The sequence below is a fragment of the Streptomyces barringtoniae genome, assembly GCF_020819595.1.
Classification (GTDB): Bacteria; Actinomycetota; Actinomycetes; order Streptomycetales; family Streptomycetaceae; genus Streptomyces; species Streptomyces barringtoniae.
This window is the reverse complement of sequence record NZ_JAJHNP010000001.1, coordinates 78,308-101,773: the sequence shown is the minus strand read 5'-3', so window position 1 is coordinate 101,773 and position 23,466 is coordinate 78,308. Positions and strand designations below refer to the sequence as shown.

17 protein-coding genes and 2 pseudogenes are annotated in these 23,466 nt (G+C 73.4%); 13 read left to right on the top strand and 6 right to left on the bottom strand.

What is annotated here, in order from left to right:
• Positions 1 to 28: 28 nt before the first annotated feature.
• A complete protein-coding gene (locus tag LMU33_RS00415; RefSeq protein WP_228616181.1) occupies positions 29 to 1,009 on the bottom strand; it encodes a helix-turn-helix transcriptional regulator in 981 nt (326 codons plus the stop codon).
• A 1,263-nt stretch (positions 1,010 to 2,272) separates the two neighbouring features.
• Between LMU33_RS00415 and LMU33_RS41570 the strand changes: the two genes are divergently transcribed.
• From LMU33_RS41570 to LMU33_RS00400, 4 genes and pseudogenes are all read left to right on the top strand, one after another.
• The gene (locus tag LMU33_RS41570; protein WP_308280738.1) at positions 2,273 to 3,430 is read left to right on the top strand and encodes a protein phosphatase 2C domain-containing protein; all 1,158 of its coding nucleotides are present in this window, start codon (positions 2,273 to 2,275) and stop codon (positions 3,428 to 3,430) included.
• 42 nt (positions 3,431 to 3,472) lie between these two features.
• Positions 3,473 to 3,722 (top strand): annotated as a pseudogene (locus tag LMU33_RS41855) (thiamine pyrophosphate-binding protein); the annotation flags it as partial.
• 3 nt (positions 3,723 to 3,725) lie between these two features.
• A pseudogene (locus LMU33_RS41850) lies at positions 3,726 to 3,815 on the top strand (hypothetical protein); the annotation flags it as partial.
• A 468-nt stretch (positions 3,816 to 4,283) separates the two neighbouring features.
• A complete protein-coding gene (locus LMU33_RS00400; RefSeq protein ID WP_228616842.1) occupies positions 4,284 to 4,757 on the top strand; it encodes an ATP-binding protein in 474 nt (157 codons plus the stop codon).
• Between the two features lie 177 nt (positions 4,758 to 4,934).
• Here LMU33_RS00400 and LMU33_RS00395 read toward each other — a convergent pair whose 3' ends face one another.
• Positions 4,935 to 5,984, bottom strand: a complete 1,050-nt coding sequence (locus tag LMU33_RS00395; protein ID WP_228616177.1) for a DUF2637 domain-containing protein — start codon at positions 5,982 to 5,984, stop codon at positions 4,935 to 4,937.
• 428 nt (positions 5,985 to 6,412) lie between these two features.
• On the opposite strand from LMU33_RS00395, the gene LMU33_RS00390 reads away from it, so the two are divergent.
• Complete coding sequence (locus LMU33_RS00390) at positions 6,413 to 7,219, top strand: GntR family transcriptional regulator (protein ID WP_228616174.1); 807 nt, start codon at positions 6,413 to 6,415, stop codon at positions 7,217 to 7,219.
• Positions 7,220 to 7,394: 175 nt separating this feature from the next.
• On the opposite strand, the gene LMU33_RS00385 is transcribed toward LMU33_RS00390, so the two are convergent.
• Together LMU33_RS00385 and LMU33_RS00380 are read right to left on the bottom strand one after the other, a co-directional pair.
• Complete coding sequence (locus LMU33_RS00385) at positions 7,395 to 8,162, bottom strand: hypothetical protein (protein WP_228616173.1); 768 nt, start codon at positions 8,160 to 8,162, stop codon at positions 7,395 to 7,397.
• Positions 8,163 to 8,329: 167 nt separating this feature from the next.
• Positions 8,330 to 10,003: a PucR family transcriptional regulator gene (locus LMU33_RS00380; RefSeq protein WP_228616172.1), complete on the bottom strand. Its 1,674-nt coding sequence runs from the start codon at positions 10,001 to 10,003 to the stop codon at positions 8,330 to 8,332.
• Between the two features lie 344 nt (positions 10,004 to 10,347).
• Between LMU33_RS00380 and LMU33_RS00375 the strand changes: the two genes are divergently transcribed.
• The 5 genes from LMU33_RS00375 (at position 10,348) to LMU33_RS00355 (ending at position 17,110) form a co-directional block, all read left to right on the top strand.
• Positions 10,348 to 11,241 (top strand): FAD binding domain-containing protein, encoded by an 894-nt coding sequence (locus tag LMU33_RS00375; RefSeq protein ID WP_228616170.1) that lies wholly within the window; start codon positions 10,348 to 10,350, stop codon positions 11,239 to 11,241.
• Positions 11,241 to 11,849: a (2Fe-2S)-binding protein gene (locus LMU33_RS00370; RefSeq protein ID WP_228616168.1), complete on the top strand. Its 609-nt coding sequence runs from the start codon at positions 11,241 to 11,243 to the stop codon at positions 11,847 to 11,849. The genes LMU33_RS00375 and LMU33_RS00370 overlap by 1 nt, the downstream gene beginning before the upstream one ends.
• A 1-nt stretch (position 11,850) precedes the next feature.
• A complete protein-coding gene (locus LMU33_RS00365; protein WP_228616166.1) occupies positions 11,851 to 14,235 on the top strand; it encodes a xanthine dehydrogenase family protein molybdopterin-binding subunit in 2,385 nt (794 codons plus the stop codon).
• 211 nt (positions 14,236 to 14,446) lie between these two features.
• Positions 14,447 to 15,913 carry an NCS2 family permease gene (locus LMU33_RS00360; protein ID WP_228616163.1) on the top strand — a complete coding sequence of 489 codons (1,467 nt, stop codon included), beginning with the start codon at positions 14,447 to 14,449 and terminating at the stop codon, positions 15,911 to 15,913.
• 45 nt (positions 15,914 to 15,958) lie between these two features.
• A complete protein-coding gene (locus LMU33_RS00355; protein ID WP_228616161.1) occupies positions 15,959 to 17,110 on the top strand; it encodes an XdhC family protein in 1,152 nt (383 codons plus the stop codon).
• Positions 17,111 to 17,123: 13 nt separating this feature from the next.
• Here the strand turns inward: LMU33_RS00355 and LMU33_RS00350 are convergent, their stop codons facing one another.
• Both LMU33_RS00350 and LMU33_RS00345 read right to left on the bottom strand, forming a co-directional pair.
• On the bottom strand, positions 17,124 to 17,564 hold the full coding sequence (locus tag LMU33_RS00350; RefSeq protein ID WP_228616159.1) for an SRPBCC family protein: 441 nt from the start codon (positions 17,562 to 17,564) through the stop codon (positions 17,124 to 17,126).
• Positions 17,565 to 17,646: 82 nt separating this feature from the next.
• Entirely contained in the window at positions 17,647 to 18,465 is an 819-nt protein-coding gene (locus tag LMU33_RS00345) for a polysaccharide deacetylase family protein (protein ID WP_228616157.1), read from the bottom strand.
• A gap of 102 nt (positions 18,466 to 18,567) precedes the next feature.
• Between LMU33_RS00345 and LMU33_RS00340 the strand changes: the two genes are divergently transcribed.
• From LMU33_RS00340 to LMU33_RS00330, 3 genes are all read left to right on the top strand, one after another.
• Positions 18,568 to 19,206 (top strand): phosphoribosyltransferase, encoded by a 639-nt coding sequence (locus tag LMU33_RS00340; RefSeq protein WP_228616155.1) that lies wholly within the window; start codon positions 18,568 to 18,570, stop codon positions 19,204 to 19,206.
• Positions 19,207 to 19,393: 187 nt separating this feature from the next.
• Positions 19,394 to 21,151, top strand: a complete 1,758-nt coding sequence (locus tag LMU33_RS00335) for a trypsin-like peptidase domain-containing protein (RefSeq protein WP_228616154.1) — start codon at positions 19,394 to 19,396, stop codon at positions 21,149 to 21,151.
• Positions 21,148 to 23,451: a tetratricopeptide repeat protein gene (locus LMU33_RS00330; RefSeq protein WP_228616152.1), complete on the top strand. Its 2,304-nt coding sequence runs from the start codon at positions 21,148 to 21,150 to the stop codon at positions 23,449 to 23,451. The genes LMU33_RS00335 and LMU33_RS00330 overlap by 4 nt, the downstream gene beginning before the upstream one ends.
• Positions 23,452 to 23,466 lie beyond the last annotated feature (15 nt).

Sequence of the window (23,466 nt, the reverse complement as noted above, 5' to 3'; positions counted from 1 at the left end):
CGGCTGGTGGTGAGGGGCCGGACGGAGCCTAGGAGCGCGTGACCCAGCCCCGCTCGTACGCGTGCCAGCCCAGCTGCAGCCGGGTCGTCACCCCGGCCAGCTCCATCAGCCGCCGCACCCGGCGCTGCACGGTCCTCAGGCCCAGGTCGAGCTGCTTGGCCACGCTCGCGTCGGTCAGCCCGGCCAGCAGCAGCGACAGCACCTCCAGATCGGTGGCGTCGGGGCCGTCCGGCAACTCCTCGACCATCCCCGAGGCGCCCAGGCTCAGCGGCAGCGCCTCCCGCCACACCGACTCGAACAGCCCGGCCAGCAGCTCCAGCAGCCCGCTGGCGTGCACCACCAGCGCGGCCGGCTCCGCCGTACGCGAGGTCAGCGGCACCATCGCGAGCGAACGGTCCGCGATCACCAGCTTCGTCGGCACCCGGTCCACCGCCCGCACCCGCTCGTCCCGGCCCAGCGCCGCCGTCAGCTCGGTCAGCCCGTGCGGCAGCTCCAGCACCGCGCGCTCCACCACCACCCGGTAGCGCACCCCGCGTCCGGCCGCCTGCGCCTCCGCCTCGTTCTCCAGTCCGGACACGACCACCGGATTGCCGGTCACCAGCGCGCACACCTCCTCGGCCGCCCCGAGCTGCAGTTGCAGGAAGCGCTGGGCGACCGCCGAGGCACCGGTCACCACCTCCACCAGGTCGTGCACCGCCGGTTCGGCCGCCGCCGCCCGGTACTCCTCGGCGAGCAGCGCCGCCGCGAGCTCCGCCTTCTCCAGTTCGTGCCGCTGCTGGGTGAGCAGCGCCCCCAGCGCCACCCCGGGCGGGGCCGCCACCCAGCGGCCCGGCCGGGCCGGGGACTGCGCGGCGAGCCCCTGCCGCTCCAGACGGCGCAGTGCCCGCTCGGCGTCCGGCTCGGACAGCGTCAGGCGCCGCGCCAGATCGGTCACGTCGGCCGCGCCCACGGACACCAGCGCCCGGTACGCCGCCTCGTGCGTGTCGTCCAGCCCAATCGCCGCCAGCATCCACCCACGCCCCTCCTCTGGAACAGGCCTGGAATCCAGGCCCGGGAACCCGCCACCACCAAGCCGTCACGAGGGGCGGGCCCGGCCTGGCGGAAACCGGCCACGGCGCAAACCCGCCGCGGAACATCATCGCCGTACCGGAGGCGGGTCTGCCAAGGTGGCAGCACCGTGGGGCGCGGGCCGTGCGCTCGATTCACAGCCGCGTCCCAGGAAACCAAGCCACAATCCGGTCATCCGCCCGGTGCCCTGTCGCGGCCCGGTCGCCCCGACCGTGGCCCGGGCCCGGACGTGTGCGAGCCACGCGAAGGGGATCCGGGGCCGGGCCACTTGGGACGTCGCCGGGCGGTCCTCCCGTGGGGGGTGGGGCCGCCCGGCGGCCATCTTCCGCCTCTCGTACGGCTGTTCACTCCCTCACCCGACACGCCGTTCGACGGGGCCGCGTCCGCCGGAATTTCCCGATGCTCCGTTTTCATACGGCCCGTGCGGTGGACAATCAGGGGCATGAGCCAGCAGGGGGGAAGGCCCGCCCGTTCCGAGGACGACTGGTGGGGACAGCTGTACGACGACTCCGCCGAGGACACGGGCCCTGCGCCCGCGCCCGATTCCCTGGACGACCGCTTCGCCTCCGCGAAGTACACGGTGACCGACCTGCCGATCAGGGCACCGGGCCGGGGGAAAGCCGACGGCGAGGCGCGCGGAGACGACACCGGCGGGGTACGAGGTGCCGGGGCCGCAGGCACAACGGAGCCCCGGGACCCCGCGGTACCGCCGCAACGCGCGGCCCAGGACCCCGGGGCACCGTCGCTGCCGACGCAACGCGCGGCCCAGGACTCCGCGGCCCCGCCGCCCGTCACCCCGGCGGCCCCTCGCTCCCCCTGGGAGCCTCCCCCGGCCGCACCCCCGACCCCGTCGACGTCGCCCCCGTCCGCCGGCCTCGCCCAACCGACCCCGACACCGTCGGCACCGACCGACCCACAACTACCCCCCGACCCCTCCGTGTCGACGGCACCGCCACCCCTCCACCCGGACCAGTCCCCACCGCGCGCCACCTCGCCTTCCGCGCCGCTCGAAGATCGCTCGGCGCAGGACCCAGGGTCACCGCTCGCGCCCGCCGATCCGCAGCTCCCGCCGCCCTCTGTATCGCCCTCTGATCCGCAGCCCCGGCCGGTGCCCGGCGCGGCCGCTGATCCGCTGGCCCCGTCAGCACCCACCTCGCCTTCCGCGCCGCTCGAAGATCGCTCGGCGCAGGACCCATGGTCACCCGTGGCGCCCACAGACCCGCAGGTCCCCTCGCCCCCCGCGCCGCTCCCCGATCCGCAGCTGCCACCGGCACCCCCCGCCCCGCAGTTCCCGGAGGGGCATGCCGCCACGTCGGTCACGGCGGTCACCGGCGGGCGGTCCGGCGAGGCTGCCGCCGTCTCACCTGTGCCCGCATCCCCCTCCGCCGTCGACTACGTCGGCTCCGGTCCGCCCACCTACGACCCCGAGCCCACCGCGCTGCCGGCCGCCGATCCGGACGGGCTCGGGGAGTTGGTCGCGGACACGGTGCTGGACGGTGCCCGGTACGGGGCGTGCACGCTGCGGGCGGTGTCGATGCGCGGGGACTCGGCGCGGTACCGGGGTGAGCCGCGCCGGGACTCGCTGCTCACCGCCCGGTTCGGGACGGGGGAGCAGGCGCTGGTGCTCGTCGCGATGGCGACCGGAGTGCGGGGCACACCGGGCGCGCACCTGGCGGCGGCCGAGGCGTGCCGGTGGATCGGGCGGGCCGTGGGCCGCAGTCGTCACCGGCTGGTGGAGGACATCCGGGCGGCCCGGCGCGGCGACCTGAAGTCGGGGCTGCACCGGCTGACCGACCGCAGCCTCGGCATGCTCCGCGCGAGCGCCGCCGAACGGGGCGTCGACCCGGAGGAGTACGCGGCGAGCCTGCGCTGTCTGCTGGTGCCCGCCGATCCCGACTGCCGTACGCGCGTGTTCTTCGGCGTCGGTGACGGTGGCCTGTTCCGGTTGCGGGACGGCGCGTGGCAGGACATCGAGCCGCAGGTGTCGCCCGCCGACACCGCGGACCGCTCGGCCGGCGGTTTCGGCTCCCCGGCGAAAACGTTTGCCGAGACCCCCGAGGGCGACCGGCTCACCATGGACTTCGGCATCCCGACCCCGCCGAGTCCGTACGAACCGGCGCCCGAGCCGCCCCGCGAGCCGTTCCGGTTCCGTGCCTCGGTCGCCCGCCCGGGTGATGCCCTGGTGATGTGCACCGCGGGCCTGGCCGATCCGCTGCGCGGCGAGGCCGCGCTCTGCGCCTACCTGGCCCGCCGCTGGTCCGGCCGCACCCCGCCCGGGCTCGCCGCGTTCCTCGCCGACGCCCAGGTGCGGGTGAAGGGTTACGCCGACGACCGTACGGCGGCGGCCGTGTGGGAGGCGTAGCCGTTTCCCCTCTGCATCCATGGGTGCATGGCGAAACAGAACCTGGTCGGCGCCGTCCGCCGCAACGCCGCCATCGACTGGATCCACGTACGCCACGAGGCGACCGCCGCCTTCGCGGCCGGCGCGGAGGCGCAGATCACCGGGAAGCCGGCGGCCTGCGCCGGCTCCTGCGGCCCGGGCAACCTGCACCTGGTCAACGGACTGTACGACGCGCACCGCTCCATGGCCCCGGTGCTCGCGCTCGCCTCCCACATCCCGTCGAGCGCGATCGGCCTCGGCTGCTTCCGAGCCGGAGATGCCGGTCTCCGGGCTGCCCTCCTACGGCACCACCAACACCAACCCCGACTTCGCCGCCGTCGCCCGCGCCTGCGGTGCCTACGGGATGCGGGTGGAGAAGCCCGAGCAGCTCGCCGGCGCACTCAAGGACGCCTTCCGGCACAAGGTCCGGCCCTGGTGGACCTCGTCACCGACCCCAACGCAGGAGCGTGCTGGACGGCGGCGTGGGGCGCATGCTCCAGATGGCCCGCTCGAACCGCGCAACGTGCCGTGCCCCCAGGGGGACAGCAGGGAATGGATTTCGGCCACTTTCACGGCGTGTGACGGCGTGCCGACGGCCGGTGCCGGGCGCATCTGCCTTGCCGTCCCGGGGCGTCCGTGGCGCCCAGGGCCCTGCGGGGAGCCGGTCACCGGGGTGCGGCGCGGCCCGGCGGCCGGCGCGGGCGTCGTGCGGGCGTGGCCGAACCGCCGGTCATCGGGCATGCGTGATGACTGCCTGTGTGCGTGCTGGGCAAGCATCCCCCGTGAACGTGTTCGACCAGGAGGGGCAGGGTCCAGCGGCGTGCGGGCGGGGGTCATGAAGAGTCAGGCACGAGGGGGCGGTCCCGCGGTCGTCGGGGACTCCTCGGCGGCGACGGGGGAAGAGGCCGACACCATCACAGGACGTGTGCACCGGCTCCGGCGCAGGCTGGGGCGGGCGGATCTCAAGGCGGTGCCCGAGGCCCGCCGGGAGTTGCGCGAACTGCTGCGGCACTGGGGGAAACCGGGCCGTTCGGAGATCGCCGAACTGCTCACCAGCGAACTGGTCACCAACGCGCTCGTCCACACCGACGACGACGCGGTCCTCACGGCGGTCGTGGAGCCGGGCGGGCTGCGCGTGGAGGTACGGGACTTCGTGGGCCGCAGACCGGAGCCGAGAGGCCCGGACTCGGAGGACGACACCCATGGGCGGGGGCTGATGCTGGTGCAGTCCCTCGCGGACGCCTGGGGTGTGCGCCCGCACGGGGTGGGCAAGTCGGTGTGGTTCGAACTGGGCGCCGAGGCCGCGTGACGCTTCGCGGCGAGGCGGGCTCACAGGGCGGGTGCGGGTTAGCTGCCGGCCCGGGACGGGGCGCGGCACCGGCGGGGGGCACAGGGTGGGAAACGGAAGGTGGAAACGGACGGGCGGGACACGGGCCGGGGGCGTGACCCGTGCGGTCACGCCCCCGGCCCGGGATGAGCGGCGGTCCTAGCCGAACTGCTGCTCCAGGTCCTTCAGCTTGCGCTCCAGGGAGTCGAGCCGCGGCAGGGCCATGGTGTCGTCCTCGGCGGTGAGGTCGACGGTCACCTGCTCAGCGGACCCGCTGCGGACCGGCTGCAGGGAGGGACGGGCGCGTACGGGCAGCTGTTCCGCGGTCGATATGGCAGGCTCCGCGGTCGCCTGGGCGGGGCCGCGCTCCACGGCCTGCACCTCCACCTCGACCTGCCGACCGCCCCGGCTGACGAAGCCGCGGTGGCCCCGGCTGATGGCCTTCAGCTGGGCGCGCTCCATCCGCTGCTGCTCGCGCCGGCGCTGCCGCGTCTCCTCCTTCTGGCGCCTGTCGTCGCGGACCTCCTCGACCGCCTCGTCCAGGCTGCGCACGCCCTCCAGGAGCATCAGCGACCAGGCCCTGTAGGTCTCGCGGGGGGCGCGCAGCCAGCGCACGATGCGGATCTGCGGCAGCGGACGCGGCACCAGGCCCTGCTCGCGCAGCGCGGCCCGGCGGGTCTGCTTCAGCGCTCGGTCGAACAGGACGGCCGCCGACAGCGACATACCGGAGAAGAACTGCGGCGCGCCCGCGTGGCCGGCGCCCCGGGGCGCGTGCACCCAGTTGAACCAGGCCGCCGCCGCGGCGAACATCCACACCAGGATCCGGGAGCCGAGGGCCGCGTCACCGTGGCTGGCCTCGCGCACCGCGAGGACGGAGCAGAACATCGCGGCGCCGTCCAGGCCGAACGGCACCAGGTACTGCCAGCCGTCGGTCAGCCCCAGGTTCTGCTCGCCGAAGCCGACGAGGCCGTGGAAGGACAGGGCGGCCGCGACCGCCGCACAGCAGAACAGGAGCACGTAGGAGGCCGTGCCGTAGATGGCCTCCTTGCGTCTGCGGCGCTCCTCGCTGCGCTCCCAGGAGTCGTCCGCGCTCGCGTTCTCCCCGGAGGAGCGCTTGCCGCGCGCGAGCACCGCCACCGCCGCCAGCATTCCCAGGAGCAGTACGGCGCCCGGAAGGAGCCAGTTCAGCGATATGTCGGTCAGTCTCATCAGGGGTCCCTTGCATTGGGATAGGGCGTAACGCCCGCCATAGTGGCCCACTCCCGAGGGCCCTCAGGGGGTTTCGGGGCAAGAGGCCGCCAAGGAAGTGCAAGGGGATGCCCAGGACGGCGTTCTGCTCGAACTGCCGCTTGAGGGGCGGGAGCTGAGTTCGAATAAGACTACCCGCACGGGCGGTTCCCGGGGAACTTCCCGTGGCGCGTGGGGGAGTTGTGAACCATCTGTCCGATGATCCCAGCGGGCCCGGGCCGGTGTCCCTCCGTCGACGATCGCCGACCCGGCCGACTCGGATAGGTAAGGCTAACCTTATCAATTCTGTGCGAATTTGAACTGGCGCCTCGGGCGCCTATGGTGCTTGACGGACAAGCGACAACCTGCCGTTAATGACCCAAGTGCCGACAAGCCGCCAGGAGGGCCCCGTGAAGCAGACCGCGCAGGCCTCCGCCGGGGCGGGGACACCGGAGCGCGGGACGCCGCCCGGAGGCCCCCGGGTGCCCCCGCAGCCGCGCGGGGCGGATGCCCCCGACGGCTTCCGTGAGCGGGACACCGCCGTGCCCGCCGCGCGGGGGGAGCACACGCACAGTGAGCGGCCGATTCCGCAGCCGCGCCCGGCGGTGCAGCGTTCCTCGGTGCGCGGGCAGATCCTGGACGCGCTGCGCACGGCGCTGGTGACCGGGGAGCTGAAGCCGGGCGAGGTCTACTCGGCGCCGGTGCTCGGCGAGCGGTTCGGCGTCTCGGCCACGCCCGTGCGGGAGGCCATGCAGCAGCTCGCCCTGGAGGGCGCGGTCGAGGTCGTGCCCAACCGGGGGTTCCGGGTGGTCGAGCGGGGGGCGCGGGAACTGGCCGAGCTGGCGGAGGTGCGGGCGCTCATCGAGGTGCCGGTGCTGCTGCGGCTGGCCCGGACCGTGCCGCGCGAGCGGTGGGCCGAGCTGCGTCCGCTCGCGGAGGAGACGGTGCGCGCGGCGGCCTCCGGCTGCCCGGCGACGTACGGTGAGTCCGACCGTGCCTTCCACCGCGCCCTGCTCGCCCTGGCGGGCAACGAGCAACTGGTCGGCATCGCGTCCGATCTGCACCGGCGCTCGCAGTGGCCACCGGTCCGGCGCGGCCGGGCCTGTCTGGTGGCGGACGCGGCCGAGCATATGGCCCTGCTGGACGCGCTGATCGCCGGGGACGTGGATGTGGTGCGGGGGTTGGTGACCGCTCACTTCGCCGGTGCGGTGGGCTGAGCAGTACCCTGCGCCGTAGCCGGCCGGGGTGGGGTCGCGAGCCCGCGCCGACGGGGTGCCGCTGCGCCCGCCCGTGCCGCCCGGGGGTCCCCCAGGCCCTCAAGGCGCTGAGGGAGGCGCGACTGCCCGCAGCTACGGCGGCACCCCGCTCACCCCCTGCCGGGGACGCCCGCCCCTATGCCGTAGCCACCCCCGGCGCCGGCGGGGACAACTGCCGTGCCAGCCACGTCGGTACGCCCCCGAGCAGCCGGAACAATCGCCGCGCCTCCTCGCGCAACCGCGAGGCCTCCGGCTCGGACTCGGCGTCGGCGAGGGAGGCCAGTGCGGGGGCCGTACCCACGAGATAGCCCAACTCCTCGCGGATCCGCAGCGATTCGGCGAAGCCATGTCGCGCCTCGGTCAACTCCCCGTCGCGCAGGGCGAGTCCGGCCAGATGCCGCCAGGTGAAGGACAGCAGCAGCGGGTCCGCGTCCGCGGTGGCGCCCGCGTGCGCCCGGCGGTACGCGGCGCGCGCCGCCTGCGGGGAGCGGGTCAGGTTCTCCGCGATCAGGCCCCGGCGGAAGTCGAGCAGGGCCCGTCCCGGCGCCCCCGGAGGGATCAGCGCCGCCGCGCGCCCCAGCGCGGCCCGCGCCTCGTCCGCGCGGTCCCGGACGCCGTGCAGCGTTGCCGTGTAGGCGAGTTGCCCGCGCTCGCAGGCGGCGGCCCCCCGCTCGTCGTCGGTGTGCGCGAGCGCCTCCGCCGTCCGCAGGGCGTCCTCCGCGTCCTCCCAGCCCCGTTCGGTGTACAGGCACCGTTCGACCAGCAGCGTGGCCCGCTGCAGGGCCGCGGCGGCGGTGTCCCGCGGCAGCAGGGCCGCCGCGTCCGCCCAGCAGGCCCGCGAGCGCAGCCGCCATACCGCGGTCTGGAGCGGATCGTCACCGGCGGTCGTTCCGTTACCAGACATGGCGGTATGCGCCACGTTGCCCTCCCCGAGCACGCCATCGAGCTGTTGAGTGGTGGCGGCATTCCAGCACCAATCGCAGGGCCGGGCCAAGAGGGTGGGTGAAAGATTTCACAAAGTCGTGGTGCGCGGGCGTGACCGGGTTTGGCCCCCGCGCGCCCCCGCCGACCTCAGCTCATGCGCAGAGCGAGGAAGAAGTCGAGCTTGTCCTCCAGACGCGAGAGGTCCCGTCCCGTCAACTGCTCGATCCGGCCGACCCGGTAGCGCAGCGTGTTGACGTGCAGGTGGAGCCGGGTGGCGCAGCGGGTCCAGGAGCCGTCGCAGTCCAGGAACGCCTCCAGAGTCGGGATCAGCTCGGCCCGGTGGCGGCGGTCGTAGTCCGTCAGGGGGTCCAGCAGGCGGGCGGTGAAGGCGCGCCGGACGTCGTCGGGCACGAAGGGGAGCAGCAGGACGTGCGACGCCAGCTCCTGGTGCCCCGCCGCGCAGACCCGGCCCGGGCGGGCGGCCGCCACCCGGCGGGCGTGCCGGGCCTCCTCCAGGGCGCCGCGCAGGCCCTCCGCGGAGTGCACGGCCGCGCTGACGCCGAGGGTGAGCCGCCCGTCGTCGTTCAGGCCCGCCGAGAGCGTCTCCCGCACCGACTGCAGCAGGGAGTCGGCCAGCAGCCCGGTCTCCGAGCCGTCGTGCTCGGCGGAGACCGCCGGGAGCGGCACCAGGGCGATCGCCTCGTCGCCGGTGTGCGCGACGGCGATCCGGTCGGACGGCTCGGGACCGGTCGACTGCGGGTCGACCAGCACTTCCTCCAGGAGCGACTGGGCGACCGGACCACCCTCGACCGAGCCGCCCTCCCACTCCACGCGGGCCACCACGACCTGCCAGTGCGGGGCCGTGCCGAGCCCGGGCAGCAGCACCGGGGCGGCCACCCTCAGGCGGGCCGCGATCTCGGCCGGTGCGGCACCCGTCTGGACGAGCTCCAGCACCTCCTGGGCTAGCCGGCGCCGCACCGTGCGCGCCGCGTCCCGACGGTCCCGCTCGACCGAGATCAGCTGGGTGACGCCCTGCAGCAGGTCCAGCCGCTCCTCGGGCCAGTCGCCGGCGTCCGCCTCGACGGCCAGCAGCCAGTCCGACAGCACCGTCTCGCGGACGTCGCGGGCGGCCTGCGGGGAGCGGCCGGAGGAGCGGATCGGGAAGAGGGAGTAGGTGGCTCCGCCGAGCAGGACACGGTGCGGGCCGCGGCGGCCGGTGCGGGTGGCGGCCAGGTGCTCGGCGGCGAGCCTGGCGCAGGTCTCGGCGGGCAGCGCCGGGCCCCCGACCTTGGAGCCGGCGATCAGCCGGCCGGTCGGGGCGAGCACCCAGGCGCGCAGGTCCAGGTCGGTGCCGAGCAGGTCCAGGACCACGTCCGGCCCGCCGCCCGCCGGGCCCGAGGTCATCATCCTGCGGTGCCGGTCCACCACGGCCGCCAGATCCCCGGCGCGCTCACTGGAGACCTGCCGTACGACGTGCTCGGTGATCGTGGCGAACGCCACCGACTCGTGCACCGCGAACAGCGGCAGGCGGTGTCTGACGCAGGCGAGCACCAGGTCGTCCGGGATGTCGCCCAGCTCCGCCTCACCGGCGGCGAGCGCCGCAACCCCGGCCTGCACCAGGATCCGTACGAACGGCTCGGAGTCGGCGGCGTCCTTGCGCCAGGCGAGGCCGGTCAGCACCAGCTCGCCCCCGGAGAGGTAGCGGCTCGGGTCGCGCAGGTCCGTGGTCATGACCCCGCGCACCGACCGGTCCAGCTCCTCCTCGCCGCCGAGCAGCCGCAGGCCCAGCGCATCAGTGTCCAAAAGTGCGCGCAGCCGCATCTCGTCGCCGCCGTTCTGTGTCTCGAAACCTACGATGGATCTTGGAGGGTGACGGGGGGGTCACCCGGAACCCGACGCCCGGGGACGCATTCGGCGGTCCTCCTGCTGTTTCCTGCGTTTCTCCAGGAAAACCGAGAGGTTGCCGATGTCCTCCGTTCATACGAATCTACAAGATGCTCACCGTGGCCAGCGAACTCCTTCATGGTTTCGGTGACTGACCCCGCCGGAGCGAGGGGCGGTGTACTGAGTCCACTCCGCGTTAACAGCACATGAACGAGCCGCGCCCGCCGCACACGGATTGGCTCAATCTGAACGAACCATTGAGACGAAGAAGAGAGCCGGTCATGGACTTCCTTCGCCCTGCCAGCTGGGAGGAGGCGCTCGCCGCGAAGGCCGAGCACCCCACCGCTGTGCCGATTGCGGGTGGCACCGATGTGATGGTCGAGATCAACTTCGACCACCGCCGGCCCGAGTATCTGCTCGACCTGAACCGCATCGGTGACCTCTACGAGTGGGAGGTCGGCGAAGAGAGCGTACGGCTGGGTGCATCCGTGCCGTACACCAAGATCATGGAGAGCCTCCGTGCCGAGCTGCCGGGCCTCGCGCTCGCCTCGCACACGGTCGCCTCCCCGCAGATCCGCAACCGCGGCGGCGTCGGCGGCAACCTCGGCACCGCCTCGCCCGCCGGTGACGCCCACCCCGCTCTGCTCGCGGCCGGCGCCGAGGTCGAGGTGGAGTCGGCGGCCCGCGGAACCCGGCTGATCCCGATCGACGAGTTCTACACCGGCGTCAAGCGCAACGCGCTCCGGCCCGACGAGCTGATCCGCGCCGTCCACGTCAAGAAGGCCGACGGACCGCAGCAGTACTCGAAGGTCGGTACCCGCAACGCCATGGTCATCGCCGTGTGCGCCTTCGGCCTCGCCCTGCACCCCGAGACCCGTACGGTCCGGACCGGCATCGGCTCGGCCGCGCCCACCCCCGTGCGGGCCAAGGCCGCGGAGGAGTTCCTGAACGCGGCGCTCGAAGAGGGCGGCTTCTGGGACAACGGAAAGATCATCACCCCGTCGGTCGCCAAGCAGTTCGCCGGCCTGTGCTCGGCCGCCTGCAACCCGATCGACGACGTCCGGGGCACCGCGAGCTACCGCCGCCACGCGGTCGGCGTGATGGCCCGCCGGACGCTCACCTGGACCTGGGAGTCGTACCGCGGCAACCACCGCACCACCGAGGGAGCTGCGTAATGCGCGTCAACTTCACCGTCAACGGACGTCCGCAGGAGGCCGACGACGTCTGGGAGGGCGAGTCCCTGCTGTACGTCCTGCGCGAGCGCCTCGGCCTGCCGGGTTCGAAGAACGCCTGTGAGCAGGGCGAGTGCGGATCGTGCACCGTGCGCCTGGACGGCGTGCCGGTCTGCTCCTGCCTGGTCGCGGCCGGTCAGGTCGAGGGCCGCGACGTGGTGACCGTCGAGGGCCTGGCGGAGTACGCCAAGCAGCGCGCCGAGGGCGGCTGCGCGTCCGGCGCCTGCGGTACGACGCTCCAGGACGCCCAGCTGGGGGTCCCCCCGGGCGAAGCCTGGGGGAGGCAGGCCAAGGGCACCGACTCCCAGACCGGCGAGGGTGGCGAACTCTCCACGGTCCAGCAGGCGTTCATCGACGCCGGTGCCGTCCAGTGCGGCTTCTGCACCCCGGGTCTGCTCGTCGCTTCCGACGAACTCCTGGAGCGCAACCCGAACCCGTCCGACGCCGACATCCGCGAGGCGCTGTCGGGCAACCTGTGCCGCTGCACGGGCTACGAGAAGATCATGGACGCGGTCCGCCTGGCGGCCGCCCGCCAGTCCGAGGAGGTCTGACATGCCGGCCAACGGCGCCCCTACGAAGATCACGCAGGGCTCCCAGACCAAGGGCGGCATCGGCGAGTCCACCCTCCGCCCGGACGGCACCCTCAAGGTCACCGGCGAGTTCGCGTACTCGTCCGACATGTGGCACGAGGACATGCTGTGGGGCCAGATCCTGCGCTCCACCGTCGCACACGCCGAGATCGTCTCGATCGACACCTCCGAGGCCCTGGCCACGGCGGGTGTGTACGCGGTCCTGACGTACGACGACCTGCCCACCGAGGTGAAGAACTACGGCCTGGAGATCCAGGACACCCCGGTCCTCGCGCACGGCAAGGTGCGCCACCACGGCGAGCCGGTCGCGCTCGTCGCCGCCGACCACCCGGAGACGGCCCGCCGCGCCGCCGCCAAGATCAAGGTCGAGTACCGCGAACTCCCGGTCGTCACCGACGAGAAGTCGGCCCTGGCCCCGGACGCGGTCCTCGTCCACGAGAACCGCGACGACCACCACTGCGGCCACGTCCCGCACCCGAACATCGTGCACCGCCAGCCGATCATCCGCGGCGATGTGGAAGAAGCGCGCAGGCGGGCCGACGTGATCGTCGAGGGCGAGTACACCTTCGGCATGCAGGACCAGGCCTTCCTCGGCCCCGAGTCCGGCCTCGCCGTGCCCGAGGAGGACGGCGGCGTCCACCTCTACGTCGCCACCCAGTGGCTCCACTCCGACCTGCGCCAGATCGCGCCCGTCCTCGGCCTGCCCGAGGAGAAGGTGCGCATGACGCTGGCCGGCGTCGGCGGCGCGTTCGGCGGCCGCGAGGACCTGTCGATGCAGATCCACGCCTGCCTGCTGGCGCTGCGCACCGGCAAGCCGGTGAAGATCGTCTACAACCGCTTCGAGTCCTTCTTCGGGCACGTCCACCGCCACCCGGCGAAGCTCTACTACGAGCACGGCGCCACCAAGGACGGCAAGCTCACGCACCTGAAGTGCCGGATCGTCCTGGACGGCGGCGCCTACGCCTCCGCCTCCCCGGCGGTCGTCGGCAACGCCTCCTCCTTGTCGGTCGGCCCGTACATGGTGGACGACGTCGACATCGAGGCCATCGCGCTCTACACCAACAACCCGCCCTGCGGCGCCATGCGCGGCTTCGGTGCGGTCCAGGCGTGCTTCGCCTACGAGGCGCAGATGGACAAGCTGGCGAAGAAGCTGGGCATGGACCCGGTGGAGTTCCGGCAGCTGAACGCCATGGAGCAGGGGACCGTCATGCCGACCGGGCAGCCGGTCGACTCCCCGGCGCCGGTCGCCGAACTCCTGCGCCGCGTCAAGGCGATGCCGCTGCCGCCGGAGCGCCAGTGGGAGTCCAGCGAGGGGGCGGACGTACGGCAGCTGCCCGGCGGCCTGTCCAACACCACACACGGCGAAGGCGTCGTACGGGGTGTCGGCTACGCGGTCGGCATCAAGAACGTCGGCTTCTCCGAGGGCTTCGACGACTACTCCACCGCCAAGGTGCGCATGGAGGTCGTAGGCGGCGAGCCGGTCGCGACCGTGCACACCGCGATGGCGGAGGTCGGCCAGGGCGGTGTCACCGTCCACGCGCAGATCGCCCGCACCGAACTCGGCGTCACCCAGGTGACCATCCACCCCGCCGACACCCAGGTCGGCTCCGCGGGCTCGACCTCGGCCTCCCGGCAGACGTACGTCACCGGCGGCGCCGTGAAGAACGCCTGCGAGCTGGTCCGCGAGAAGGTCCTGGAGATCGGCCGGCGCAAGTTCGGCACCTACCACCCGGCCTGGGCGACCGCCGAACTCCTGCTGGAGGGCGGCAAGGTCGTCACCGACGCCGGCGAGGTCCTCGGCGACCTGGTCGACGTGCTGGAGGACGAGGTCGTGGAGGTCGAGGAGGAGTGGCGGCACCGGCCGACCGAGGCCTTCGACCTGCGCACCGGCCAGGGCAACGGACACGTCCAGTACTCCTTCGCGACGCACCGCGCGGTCGTCGAGGTCGACACCGAGCTCGGCCTGGTCAAGGTCATCGAGCTGGCCTGCGCCCAGGACGTCGGCAAGGCGCTCAATCCGCTCTCCGTCATCGGCCAGATCCAGGGCGGTACGACCCAGGGCCTCGGCGTCGCGGTGATGGAGGAGATCATCGTCGACCCGAAGACCGCGAAGGTCAGGAACCCCTCCTTCACGGACTACCTGATCCCCACGATCCTCGACACGCCGACCATCCCGGTCGACGTGCTCGAACTCGCCGACGAGCACGCCCCGTACGGGCTGCGCGGCATCGGCGAGGCCCCGACCCTGTCGTCCACGCCGGCCGTCCTCGCGGCGATCCGGAACGCGACCGGGCTGGAGCTCAACCGCACGCCGGTGCGGCCCGAGCACCTCACGGGAACCGCGTAACAATCCCACAGCTCTCCGGGCGGCGCAGGGAACGTCACACACTCCGCCGCGCCGCCCGGAGGAACCCCCTTTGAGTTCCGCACCGCTCGCGGTCCTTGAAGTACCAGGAAATTCGTTCGTCTCGGGCCGTCCCCCGGGTCGTCCATTCCCAAATCCCGTGACCGCGAGGGCGGTTGCACGGGTGCCCCTGTGAACCTTGGGAGATGGCACCATGACCCAGCAGTCAGTGGAGCCCACGAACACCGCCGAAGACGCGGGCGCGGGTTCGCGTCCGCCGGCCGGTAGGTCGTGGCTCGACCGGTACTTCCACATATCCGAAAGAGGATCAAGCATCGCGACCGAGGTCCGCGGTGGCGTCACCACCTTCATGGCGATGGCGTACATCCTTCTGCTCAACCCGGTGATCCTCAGTGGCGCGGACAAGTCCGGCGACTCTCTGGGGCAGAAGGCCCTCATCACGGCCACCGCGCTCGGCGCGGCGGCCACCACCCTCCTCATGGGCTGGATCGGCAAGGCGCCGCTCGCCATGGCCGCCGGACTCTCCGTCTCCGGCGTGCTGGCCGGTCTGGTCATGGGAACCAAGACCCTGACCTGGGCCCAGGGCCTGGGCATGTGCATCGCCTACGGCGCCGTGATCATGTTGCTGGTGGTCACCGGTCTCCGCGAGATGATCATGAACGCGATCCCGCTGCCGCTCAAGCACGGCATCACGATGGGCATCGGTCTGTTCATCGCGTTCATCGGTCTGGTCAAGGCCGGATTCGTGCACGCCGGTACGGCCACCCCGGTCACGCTGGGTGTGGGCGGCGAGCTCGTCGGCTGGCCCGTCCTGCTCTTCGCCGTCACCCTGCTGCTCATCTTCGCCCTGCAGACCCGGAAGGTTCCGGGTGCCATCCTCATCGGCATCGTCACCGGCACCGTTCTCGCGGTGATCGTCAACGCGGCCGGCCTGGTCGACGACAAGGGCTGGGCCAACGGCGACGGCCCCGCGCTGCACGGCAGCGCCCTGTCGATGCCGGACTTCTCGCTCATCGGCAAGGTGTCCTTCAACGGCCTGGGCGACGTCGGCTACATGACGGTCACCTTCATCGTCTTCACGCTGGTCCTCGCAGGCTTCTTCGACGCGATGGCCACCATCATCGGCATCGGTACCGAGGCCAACCTCGCCGACGCCCGGGGACGTATGCCGGGCCTGTCCAAGGCGCTGTTCATCGACGGTGCCGGCGGTGTCGTCGGCGGTGTCGTGGGCGGCTCCGGCCAGACCGTGTTCGTCGAGTCCGCGACCGGCGTCGGCGAGGGCGCCCGTACCGGACTGTCCTCCGTGGTCACCGGTGGCTTCTTCGCCCTGTGCCTCTTCTTCACGCCGATCACGGCGATCGTGCCGCGCGAGGTGGCCTCGGCCGCCCTGGTCACCATCGGCGCGATGATGATGATGAACGCCCGTCATGTGGACTGGGGCGACCGCTCCGTCGCGATCCCGGTCTTCCTGACGGTCGTGATCATGCCGTTCACGTACTCGATCACTCCCGGTGTCGCCGCCGGTGTGATCTCCTACGTGGTCATCAAGCTGGCCCAGGGCAAGTGGCGGGAGATCGGCGGCTTCATGTGGGGTCTGACGGTGCTCTTCCTCGTCTACTTCTCACTGCACCCCGTCCGAGCGCTGCTGGGCGTGCACTAGCCGGCTGGACGCCCCTTCCCCGCAATCCCGTTAGGAGACCGACAGATGCTGGACATCGCCGAAGAGCTGAACCGGTGGGTCGAGCAGGGCCGTGACTTCGCCGTCGCCACCGTGGTGGCCGTCGGCGGCAGCGCTCCGCGCCAGCCCGGCGCCGCCCTCGCGGTGGACGCCGAGGGCTCGGCCATCGGGTCGGTCTCCGGCGGGTGCGTGGAGGGCGCCGTGTACGAGCTGTGCCGACAGGCGCTCGAGGACGGGGAAACCGTGCTCGAACGCTTCGGCTACAGCGACGAGGATGCCTTCGCCGTCGGCCTGACCTGTGGCGGCGTCATCGACATCCTCGTCACTCCGGTCCGGGCGGACGGTCCCGCCCGGCCGGTGGTCGGCGCCGCGCTGGCCGCCGCCGCCCATGGGGAGGCGGCGGCGGTCGCGCGGATCGTGGAGGGACCGGCACGGCTGCGGGGCCGGGCCCTCCTCGTCCGCCCCGACGGCTCCTGCGAGGGCGGCTTCGGCGGCCACCCCGAGCTGGACCGCACGGTCGCCGCCGAGGCCGGCGCCTTCCTGGACGCCGGCCGCACCGGCACCCTGGAGATCGGCGAACAGGGCTCGCGCTGCGGCGCCCCGCTCACCGTCCTGGTCGAGTCCTCCGTCCCCGCACCCCGGATGATCGTCTTCGGCGCGATCGACTTCGCCTCCGCGCTGGTCCGCGTCGGCAAGTTCCTCGGCTACCACGTCACGGTGTGCGACGCCCGCCCGGTGTTCGCCACCAGGACCCGCTTCCCCGAGGCCGACGAGATCGTCGTCGAGTGGCCGCACACCTACCTGGAGCGCACCGAGACCGACGGCCGCACCGTCCTGTGCGTCCTCACCCACGACGCCAAGTTCGACGTACCGCTGCTGAAGCTGGCCCTGCGGCTGCCCGTCGCCTACGTCGGCGCGATGGGCTCCCGCCGCACCCACCTCGAACGCAACGAGCGCCTGCGCGAGGTCGGCGTCACCGAGCTGGAACTCGCCCGCCTGCGCTCGCCGATCGGCCTCGACCTCGGCGCCCGTACGCCGGAGGAGACGGCCCTGTCCATCGGCGCGGAGATCGTCGCGAACCGGCGCGGCGGCAGCGGCATCTCGCTCACCGGCGCACACACTCCCATCCACCGCGACCCGGCCTCGTGCCCGGCCGCGTCGATCGGCTCGGTGGCCTGAGGCCGGCCCCGGCTCACGCCCGTCTGAGCAGCCGGTTCACCGCTCGCCCGAACATCCCGCGCGCCGTGCTCTCCAGTACGCCGTCGAAGGCACGCGGCAGGAACCGCACCCGCAGTTCCTCCTGCCACACCACCCGGCTGCGGCCCCCGGGCCCCGGCAGGACCTCGATCTCCGCCCAGCCCAGCACCGCCCGGCCGCGCTTCTCCAGGCGGCACAGCCCGCCCTCGCCGTCGGCGGGCGGGCGCCAGACCGTGACCTCCATGACGTCGTCGAAGGCCAGTGGGCCGATGCCGGAACGGGCCACGAACCGCGTGCCCACGTCCGTGGGACCGTCGGTGAGCACCCTGATCCGGGTCAGCGGGACGGCGTCGGCGTGGCGGGGCCACTCGGTGAGCCGGCGCCACGCCTCGTCGAGGGGAAGCGGGGCCGTACGGGCGAAGGAGAAGATCGGCACGCCACGATCGTAGGCAATGGGCGCCGGTCGCCGGGCGTTCGGCCCCGGCTCCGTCGCACGGGGGACCAGCCCGGTGCGGGATTCAGGGCCGGTACACCTTCCCCGGTTCGGCCTTGCCCGGCGCCAGTAGCTGAGGAACGGTCACGAAAACGTATCCGCGCGCTTTCAGGGCGTCGATGATGCCCGGTACGGCGGGCACGGTGCCCGGGTAGATGTCGTGCAGCAGGATGATCCCGTCCCGGGACGCCTGGTCGAGGACCCGCTTGGTGATGAGCTTCGAGTCGTTGGTCGTGTAGTCCTTGGCGGTCACGCTCCACAGCACCTCCGCCAGCCCCATCTCCTTGGCGATCTTGTGCACGTCGCTGTCCGTACGGCCCTGAGGCGGGCGCATCAGCGTGGGCCTGCGTCCGGTGAGCCGCTCGATCGCGTCGTCCGGCCGCTTCAGCTCCTCGCGTATCCGGGCGTCCGATATCCGCGTGAGGATCTTGTGGTCCCAGGTGTGGCTCGCGACCTCGTGCCCCTCGGCCGCCATCCGCTTGACCAGCTGCGGGTACTTCTCGATGTGGTTCTTGCCGAGCAGGAAGAAGGTGGCCGGGACCTTCTTCTGCTCGAGGATGTCGAGCAGCCGCGCCGAGTTCTCGCTGGGCCCCGCGTCGAAGGTGAGCGCGATGCACTTGGCCTGGCGGCAGTCGACGGTCCCGAACGCCGCAGGCGCCCCGTGCGCCGCCGCGGCCCGCACGGTGCTCGGGGCGGTCGTGTCGACCTGGGCGCAGCCGGACAGTGCGAGCGCCAGGCCGAGTGCGGCCGAGGCGAGCGCCGCCGGACGCAACCTCCGGGCCGCTTCGCGTGTCTTCCTGGACGCGTGCTTCGGTGTCGGGATCTTGTCGGTCGAAAGAGGCATGCGGTGACTATACACTCGGTGTATAGATCGGGTGTTCGAATGACGCGAGAAGGTCCGACCGGGAGCACCATGGAAGGAGAGGCACCGCGGAGGAGGACGGCCATGCGCTTCCGGGACCGCGCCGAAGCCGGACGGGAACTCGCCGGACTGCTGAGCGACCTGCGGGCACAGGGCGCCCTCGTCGATCCGCTCGTCCTCGCCCTGCCCCGCGGCGGCATCGCCGTCGCCGAGCCCGTCGCCCGCGCCCTCGACGCCCAGCTCGACGTGCTCATCGTCCGCAAGATCGGCGCCCCGCACCACCAGGAGTTCGCCGTCGGCGCGCTGGTCGGCGACGACCCGCCGCTCTTCAACACCGGATCCCTGGACCGGCTCGGCCTGACCGAGGAGTCCATGGCCCCGGCGGTGGAACGCGAACGGCGGGAACTGCGCCGCCGGGAGGAGCGCTATCGCGGCGACCGTCCGGCACCGGACCCCGCGGGCCGTACGGTGATCGTCGTCGACGACGGGCTGGCCACGGGCGCCACCGCCCGGGCGGCCCTGCGCCATGTACGGCGGCGCGGGCCCGCGCACCTGGTGCTGGCCGTGCCCGTCGGCGCCCCGGACTCCGTGGACCGCCTCGCCGCCGAGGCCGACACGATCGTGTGCCCGCACCGGCCCGCCGGGTTCACGGCGGTGGGGCAGTGGTACGAGGACTTCGAGCAGTTGTCGGATGCGGAGGTGCTGGCCGCGCTGGGGCGGTGACCGGGTGGCGCCGTCGGGGGTCCCGTCGTTGCCGGGTGCGGCGCCGCCGTGGTTGCTCGCGTCCACGCGGCGGAGCCGCAAATCGATACAACCCCGCGCCCCTCCGGTGCGCTCGTTGCCCGTCCCTCCGTAACACTCCCGTGCACACCAGTAGTACCGGGCCGGTACTCGGAGTAACCTCGGGGCCATGACGCGCACGGGGGAGCGAGCCGTCAAGTCGTGGTTACGGACACCGTCCTGGATCGCGCGCATCGAGGCGCCGGACGGGCAGGTCGTCGGTGCCGGGGTGCTGCTCGCCCCCGACCGGGTGCTCACCGCCGGGCATGTCGCCGGGCCCGGCCGGCGCTACACCGTCCGCCTGGTCGGCGTACCCGGCCTGGACGCCGTACCCGCCACGGTCCGCGAGGACGAGCACGTGCCGCAGCGCGCGGACGCCTTCGGCGACCGCAGCGGCGACCTCGCCCTGCTGCGGCTGGCCGCACCCCTGCCGGCCGCGCACACCACGCGGCTCTACCGGCTCGCCGCACCGCACGGACCGGTGAGCATGTACGGCTTCCCGGCCGGCGACGACGGCGGCCGCTGGCACGGCGCCACCCTGGTCGCCGCCCGCGGCCGGGACAGCCAGGTGCAGCTGCGCCCGCTGACGCCGGGCGAGCTGGCCGCACCCGGCTTCAGCGGCGGGGGAGTGGTCGACCACGCCACCGACCAGGTCATCGGCATCGTCCTCAGCGTGGACGAGGGGCCGGGGTCGGCCTTCAGCTACATGAGCCCCACCGAGACCATCCTCCGGCATCTGCCGCAGGTCGCCGCCTGGACCGACGGCGCCGAGGCGGTCGACCCCCGGCTGCGCAGCGGAGCGTCGGCGGCGGCCGGCGCGCTGGACGTGCCGTTCGCCACCGAGCTGGCCTCCTGGTTCCGCGGCGAGGGCTGGCCGGTCCTCGTCACCGTCGCCCCCGCGCGCAGCGACCGCGCCTGGACCCTGAACCGCGCCGTCACCCTCGCCGACCGGGAACTGCGCACCGACCGGAACACCAGCGGCTTCAGCCACGACCCGCCCGAGACCGTGCCCCCGGCCGGCGCGCACGACCTCGCCCTGGACGTCAAGGGGCTGACGACCGGTCAGGTCATGGACCGCATCGCCGCGCGGCTGGGCATCCGCGACGACATCCGGCCCGAACGGCTCGGTGCCCTGCGCGTCCCGCTCGCCGCCGTCCTGGTCGGCGTCGACCAGGCCGCCGAACCCGACGCCCTGCTCGGCCTGCTGGACCGGCTCGCCCGGCAGGGGGCCCGGCTGCTGCTGGTCTTCCGCCGCCGGGGCGAGCGCGCGGACCAGGCCGCCGAGTCCCTCGTACACCACCCGCTGCACGACCGCTGGAGCCGGCTGCACGCAGAACTCGACCGGATCGTCGACGAGTTGGGGCCCGGCCTCGACCGGCTCCGGGACCGGGTGCTGCCCGGCCCCGGCACCCGGCAGCTGGTGGAGCAGGCCGAAGCGGGCGTACGGCGCACGCGGATGCTGCGCGCCTGGGTCGCCCACACCCCCGAGCGGGAGCGCGAACCCGGCCGCGCCGACCTGCTGTTCACCTTCGAGGACGCCGCCGACCGGCGCAGACAGCGCCTGGAACAGGCGATCGGCGTCCTCGACGCCCGGCTGCGCCGCCGGGAGGAACTTCTCGGCCGGGTCAGCGCCGAGTGGCCGCTGTGCCGCAGGCGGGCCGCCGGGCACGGCGACCAGGTGATGGAGGCCTACCGGCTCTACGAGCACGCCCTGTCCCTGCTGCGGCACACCCCCTGCGACATCGAGCCGGCCGAGGCCGCCGTCGAGCGCTTCATCGGCTTCTGCTCGGCCTCGGCGCCCTCCACCTCGCCCTCGGCGCCGTCCGCCCCGCCCGCGCCGACGCAGCCCACCGCGCCCGGCGCACCCCGGAAGGAGAGCGCACCATGACCTCGTGCCTCCGGCCCGGCTGCGCGGGCCACATCATGGGCACCGGCTACTGCGACACCTGCGGCCGCCGCCACGCCGAACCGCGCACCGCGTCGCCCGTGCGGCGACCGGCACCGGCCGCACCGCGCACCGAGCCGCGGACCCCGCCCCCGGGCGCCCCGGCCCAGGAAAGCCCCGGGCCGCCGGCCGTGCACGCCGTCGCCGGGGTCGGGGACCTCGACCAGCACGGACTGGTCGTCCTGCCCGAGGTACCCGTCCCCGACGACGTGCTCGTGGCCGACCCCCGCCCGCCCACCGGCGGCCGCCGCTGCGGTGCGAACGGCTGCACCATGACCATCGGCGTCGGCTACGGAGGCCGGCCCGCCCCCGCCACCGGCCACTGCCCCCGCTGCGGCACGCCCTACTCCCTGCTGCCCCAGCTGACCACGGGCGACGTGGTCGCCGGCCACTACCGCGTCCTCGGCTGTCTCGGCGGGGGCGGGCTCGGCTGGATCCATCTCGCCGAGGACACCCGTGCCGACGGCCACCGGGTCGTCCTCAAGGGCCAGATCGACGCCCACGACGCGCTCGCCCGCCGCAACGCCGTGGAGGAGCGCCGCTCGCTGACCGACCTGCACCACCCCGACATCGTCCGGCTCATCACCTACGCCGACCACCAGCTCCCGGGCCGTCCGCCCGCCGGATACCTGGTCATGGACTACATCGGCGGCCGTTCCCTGCAGCAGCTCTTCGACGCCGACGACGTCGAACGGATCTTCCACGGCCGCCCCCGCCTGGACCACGTCCTCACCTACGGCTGCAAGATCCTCGGTGCCCTGCAGTACATGCACGAACGCGGCCTGCTCCACTGCGACATGAAGCCCGCCAACGTCATTCACTTCGGCCGGGCGATCAAGGTCATCGACCTCGGCGCGGTCCGCGCGATCGGCGACCTCACCTCCGCCTACGTCTACACGGCCCCGTTCGCCCCGCCCCAGGAGGAGATCGGACGGCGCGGCTGGCACGTCGACAGCGACCTCTACACCGTGGGCATGACCCTCCAGGCACTCTTCCACGGCACGGAACCGGCCCGCGGCCTCACTCCGGACTCCTTCCGCCGCCTGATCGACCGAGCCACTCATCCCGAACCCCGCGCCCGGTTCCGGTCCGCCGCCGAGATGTCCCGCCAACTATGGGAAGTACTACGGGAGTTCCGCTCGCTGCAGTTCGGTGAGCAGCTGCCCGAGAGCTCCACCCGGTTCCGCGCCACCGGCGCCAGCCTCGACGCGGGGCTCGGCGCGATCCCGGCCCTGGACCACTGGACCGCCCGCCCCGGCGGGCAGCCGCCCGGCCTCGGCGTCTGCCCGCCCTCCGCCGCCGAGGTCGCCGGCGCCCTCCCGGAACCGGTCCCCGACCCCGACGACGGCGCCGCCCTGCTGCTGGACACCTTCCCGCCCGACGCCCCCGACCGGGTCGCCCGGCAGTGGCCGCGCGAATCCCGCCTCGGCACCCCCGAGACCGCGTTGTGGCTGTGCCGCGCCTACCTCAGACGAGGCGAGCGGGACCAGGCCGAGAGCTGGCTCGCCGAGGCCGAGACCCAGCTCGGCGAACGCGCCGCCGCGCACGACTGGCGCATCGCCTGGCACCGCGGCGTCCTCCACCTCAGCGGAGGGGAGGTACGCCGGGCAGGCACCCGCTTCGACGCCGTCTACCGGGCCCTGCCCGGCGAGTACGTGCCCAAGCTCGCCCTCGCCTACTGCGCGGAACACGAGTCTCGGGCGGCCGGGCCGCAGCGCGTCCAGCGGGCCATGCGCTTCTACGAGGCCGTCTGGAAACGGGACTTCGCGCACACCGCCGCCGCCTTCGGGCTGGCCCGCGGCCATCTGGCCGGCGGTGACCGGGACGCCGCCGTCCGCGTCCTCGACGACGTGCCCGCCACCTCCCGGCACCACGACGCCGCCCGGATCGCGGCCGTCCGTGTCCGCGCCGGCATCCTGCGCGACGGCCCGCCGACACCGGCCGACCTGCGCGACGCCGCCCGGCGGCTGCCCGAGCTGCGCCTGGACGGCGGCGCCGCCGACGGCGAGTCCCGGGCCCGGCTCGTCGCCGAGGTCCGGGAGAACGTCCTGTGCTGCCGGCCGGAACAGGGCTGGGGGCCGGAGTTCCCCGCCGGCGACCTCCTCGGCCCCGGCGACGAGGACGGCCTGCGCCGGCTGCTGGAGCACTCCTTCCGCCTGCTGGCCGCGCAGGCCCGCACCGCCGGCGAGCACGGCAGGCTGCTCGACCTGGCCCACATGGTCCGGCCGCTCACCACCTTCTGACGCCCGAGCACGCCC

What these genes read in the sequence shown, in the direction of transcription:
- LMU33_RS00415 (WP_228616181.1), bottom strand. Translation starts at nt 1,009, where the DNA reads ATGCTGGCGGCGATTGGGCTGGACGACACGCACGAGGCGGCGTACCGG.
- LMU33_RS00400 (WP_228616842.1), top strand. Translation starts at nt 4,284, where the DNA reads ATGAAGAGTCAGGCACGAGGGGGCGGTCCCGCGGTCGTCGGGGACTCC.
- LMU33_RS00395 (WP_228616177.1), bottom strand. Translation starts at nt 5,984, where the DNA reads ATGAGACTGACCGACATATCGCTGAACTGGCTCCTTCCGGGCGCCGTA.
- LMU33_RS00385 (WP_228616173.1), bottom strand. Translation starts at nt 8,162, where the DNA reads ATGTCTGGTAACGGAACGACCGCCGGTGACGATCCGCTCCAGACCGCG.
- LMU33_RS00380 (WP_228616172.1), bottom strand. Translation starts at nt 10,003, where the DNA reads ATGCGGCTGCGCGCACTTTTGGACACTGATGCGCTGGGCCTGCGGCTG.
- LMU33_RS00375 (WP_228616170.1), top strand. Translation starts at nt 10,348, where the DNA reads ATGGACTTCCTTCGCCCTGCCAGCTGGGAGGAGGCGCTCGCCGCGAAG.
- LMU33_RS00370 (WP_228616168.1), top strand. Translation starts at nt 11,241, where the DNA reads ATGCGCGTCAACTTCACCGTCAACGGACGTCCGCAGGAGGCCGACGAC.
- LMU33_RS00365 (WP_228616166.1), top strand. Translation starts at nt 11,851, where the DNA reads ATGCCGGCCAACGGCGCCCCTACGAAGATCACGCAGGGCTCCCAGACC.
- LMU33_RS00360 (WP_228616163.1), top strand. Translation starts at nt 14,447, where the DNA reads ATGACCCAGCAGTCAGTGGAGCCCACGAACACCGCCGAAGACGCGGGC.
- LMU33_RS00355 (WP_228616161.1), top strand. Translation starts at nt 15,959, where the DNA reads ATGCTGGACATCGCCGAAGAGCTGAACCGGTGGGTCGAGCAGGGCCGT.
- LMU33_RS00345 (WP_228616157.1), bottom strand. Translation starts at nt 18,465, where the DNA reads ATGCCTCTTTCGACCGACAAGATCCCGACACCGAAGCACGCGTCCAGG.
- LMU33_RS00340 (WP_228616155.1), top strand. Translation starts at nt 18,568, where the DNA reads ATGCGCTTCCGGGACCGCGCCGAAGCCGGACGGGAACTCGCCGGACTG.
- LMU33_RS00335 (WP_228616154.1), top strand. Translation starts at nt 19,394, where the DNA reads ATGACGCGCACGGGGGAGCGAGCCGTCAAGTCGTGGTTACGGACACCG.
- LMU33_RS00330 (WP_228616152.1), top strand. Translation starts at nt 21,148, where the DNA reads ATGACCTCGTGCCTCCGGCCCGGCTGCGCGGGCCACATCATGGGCACC.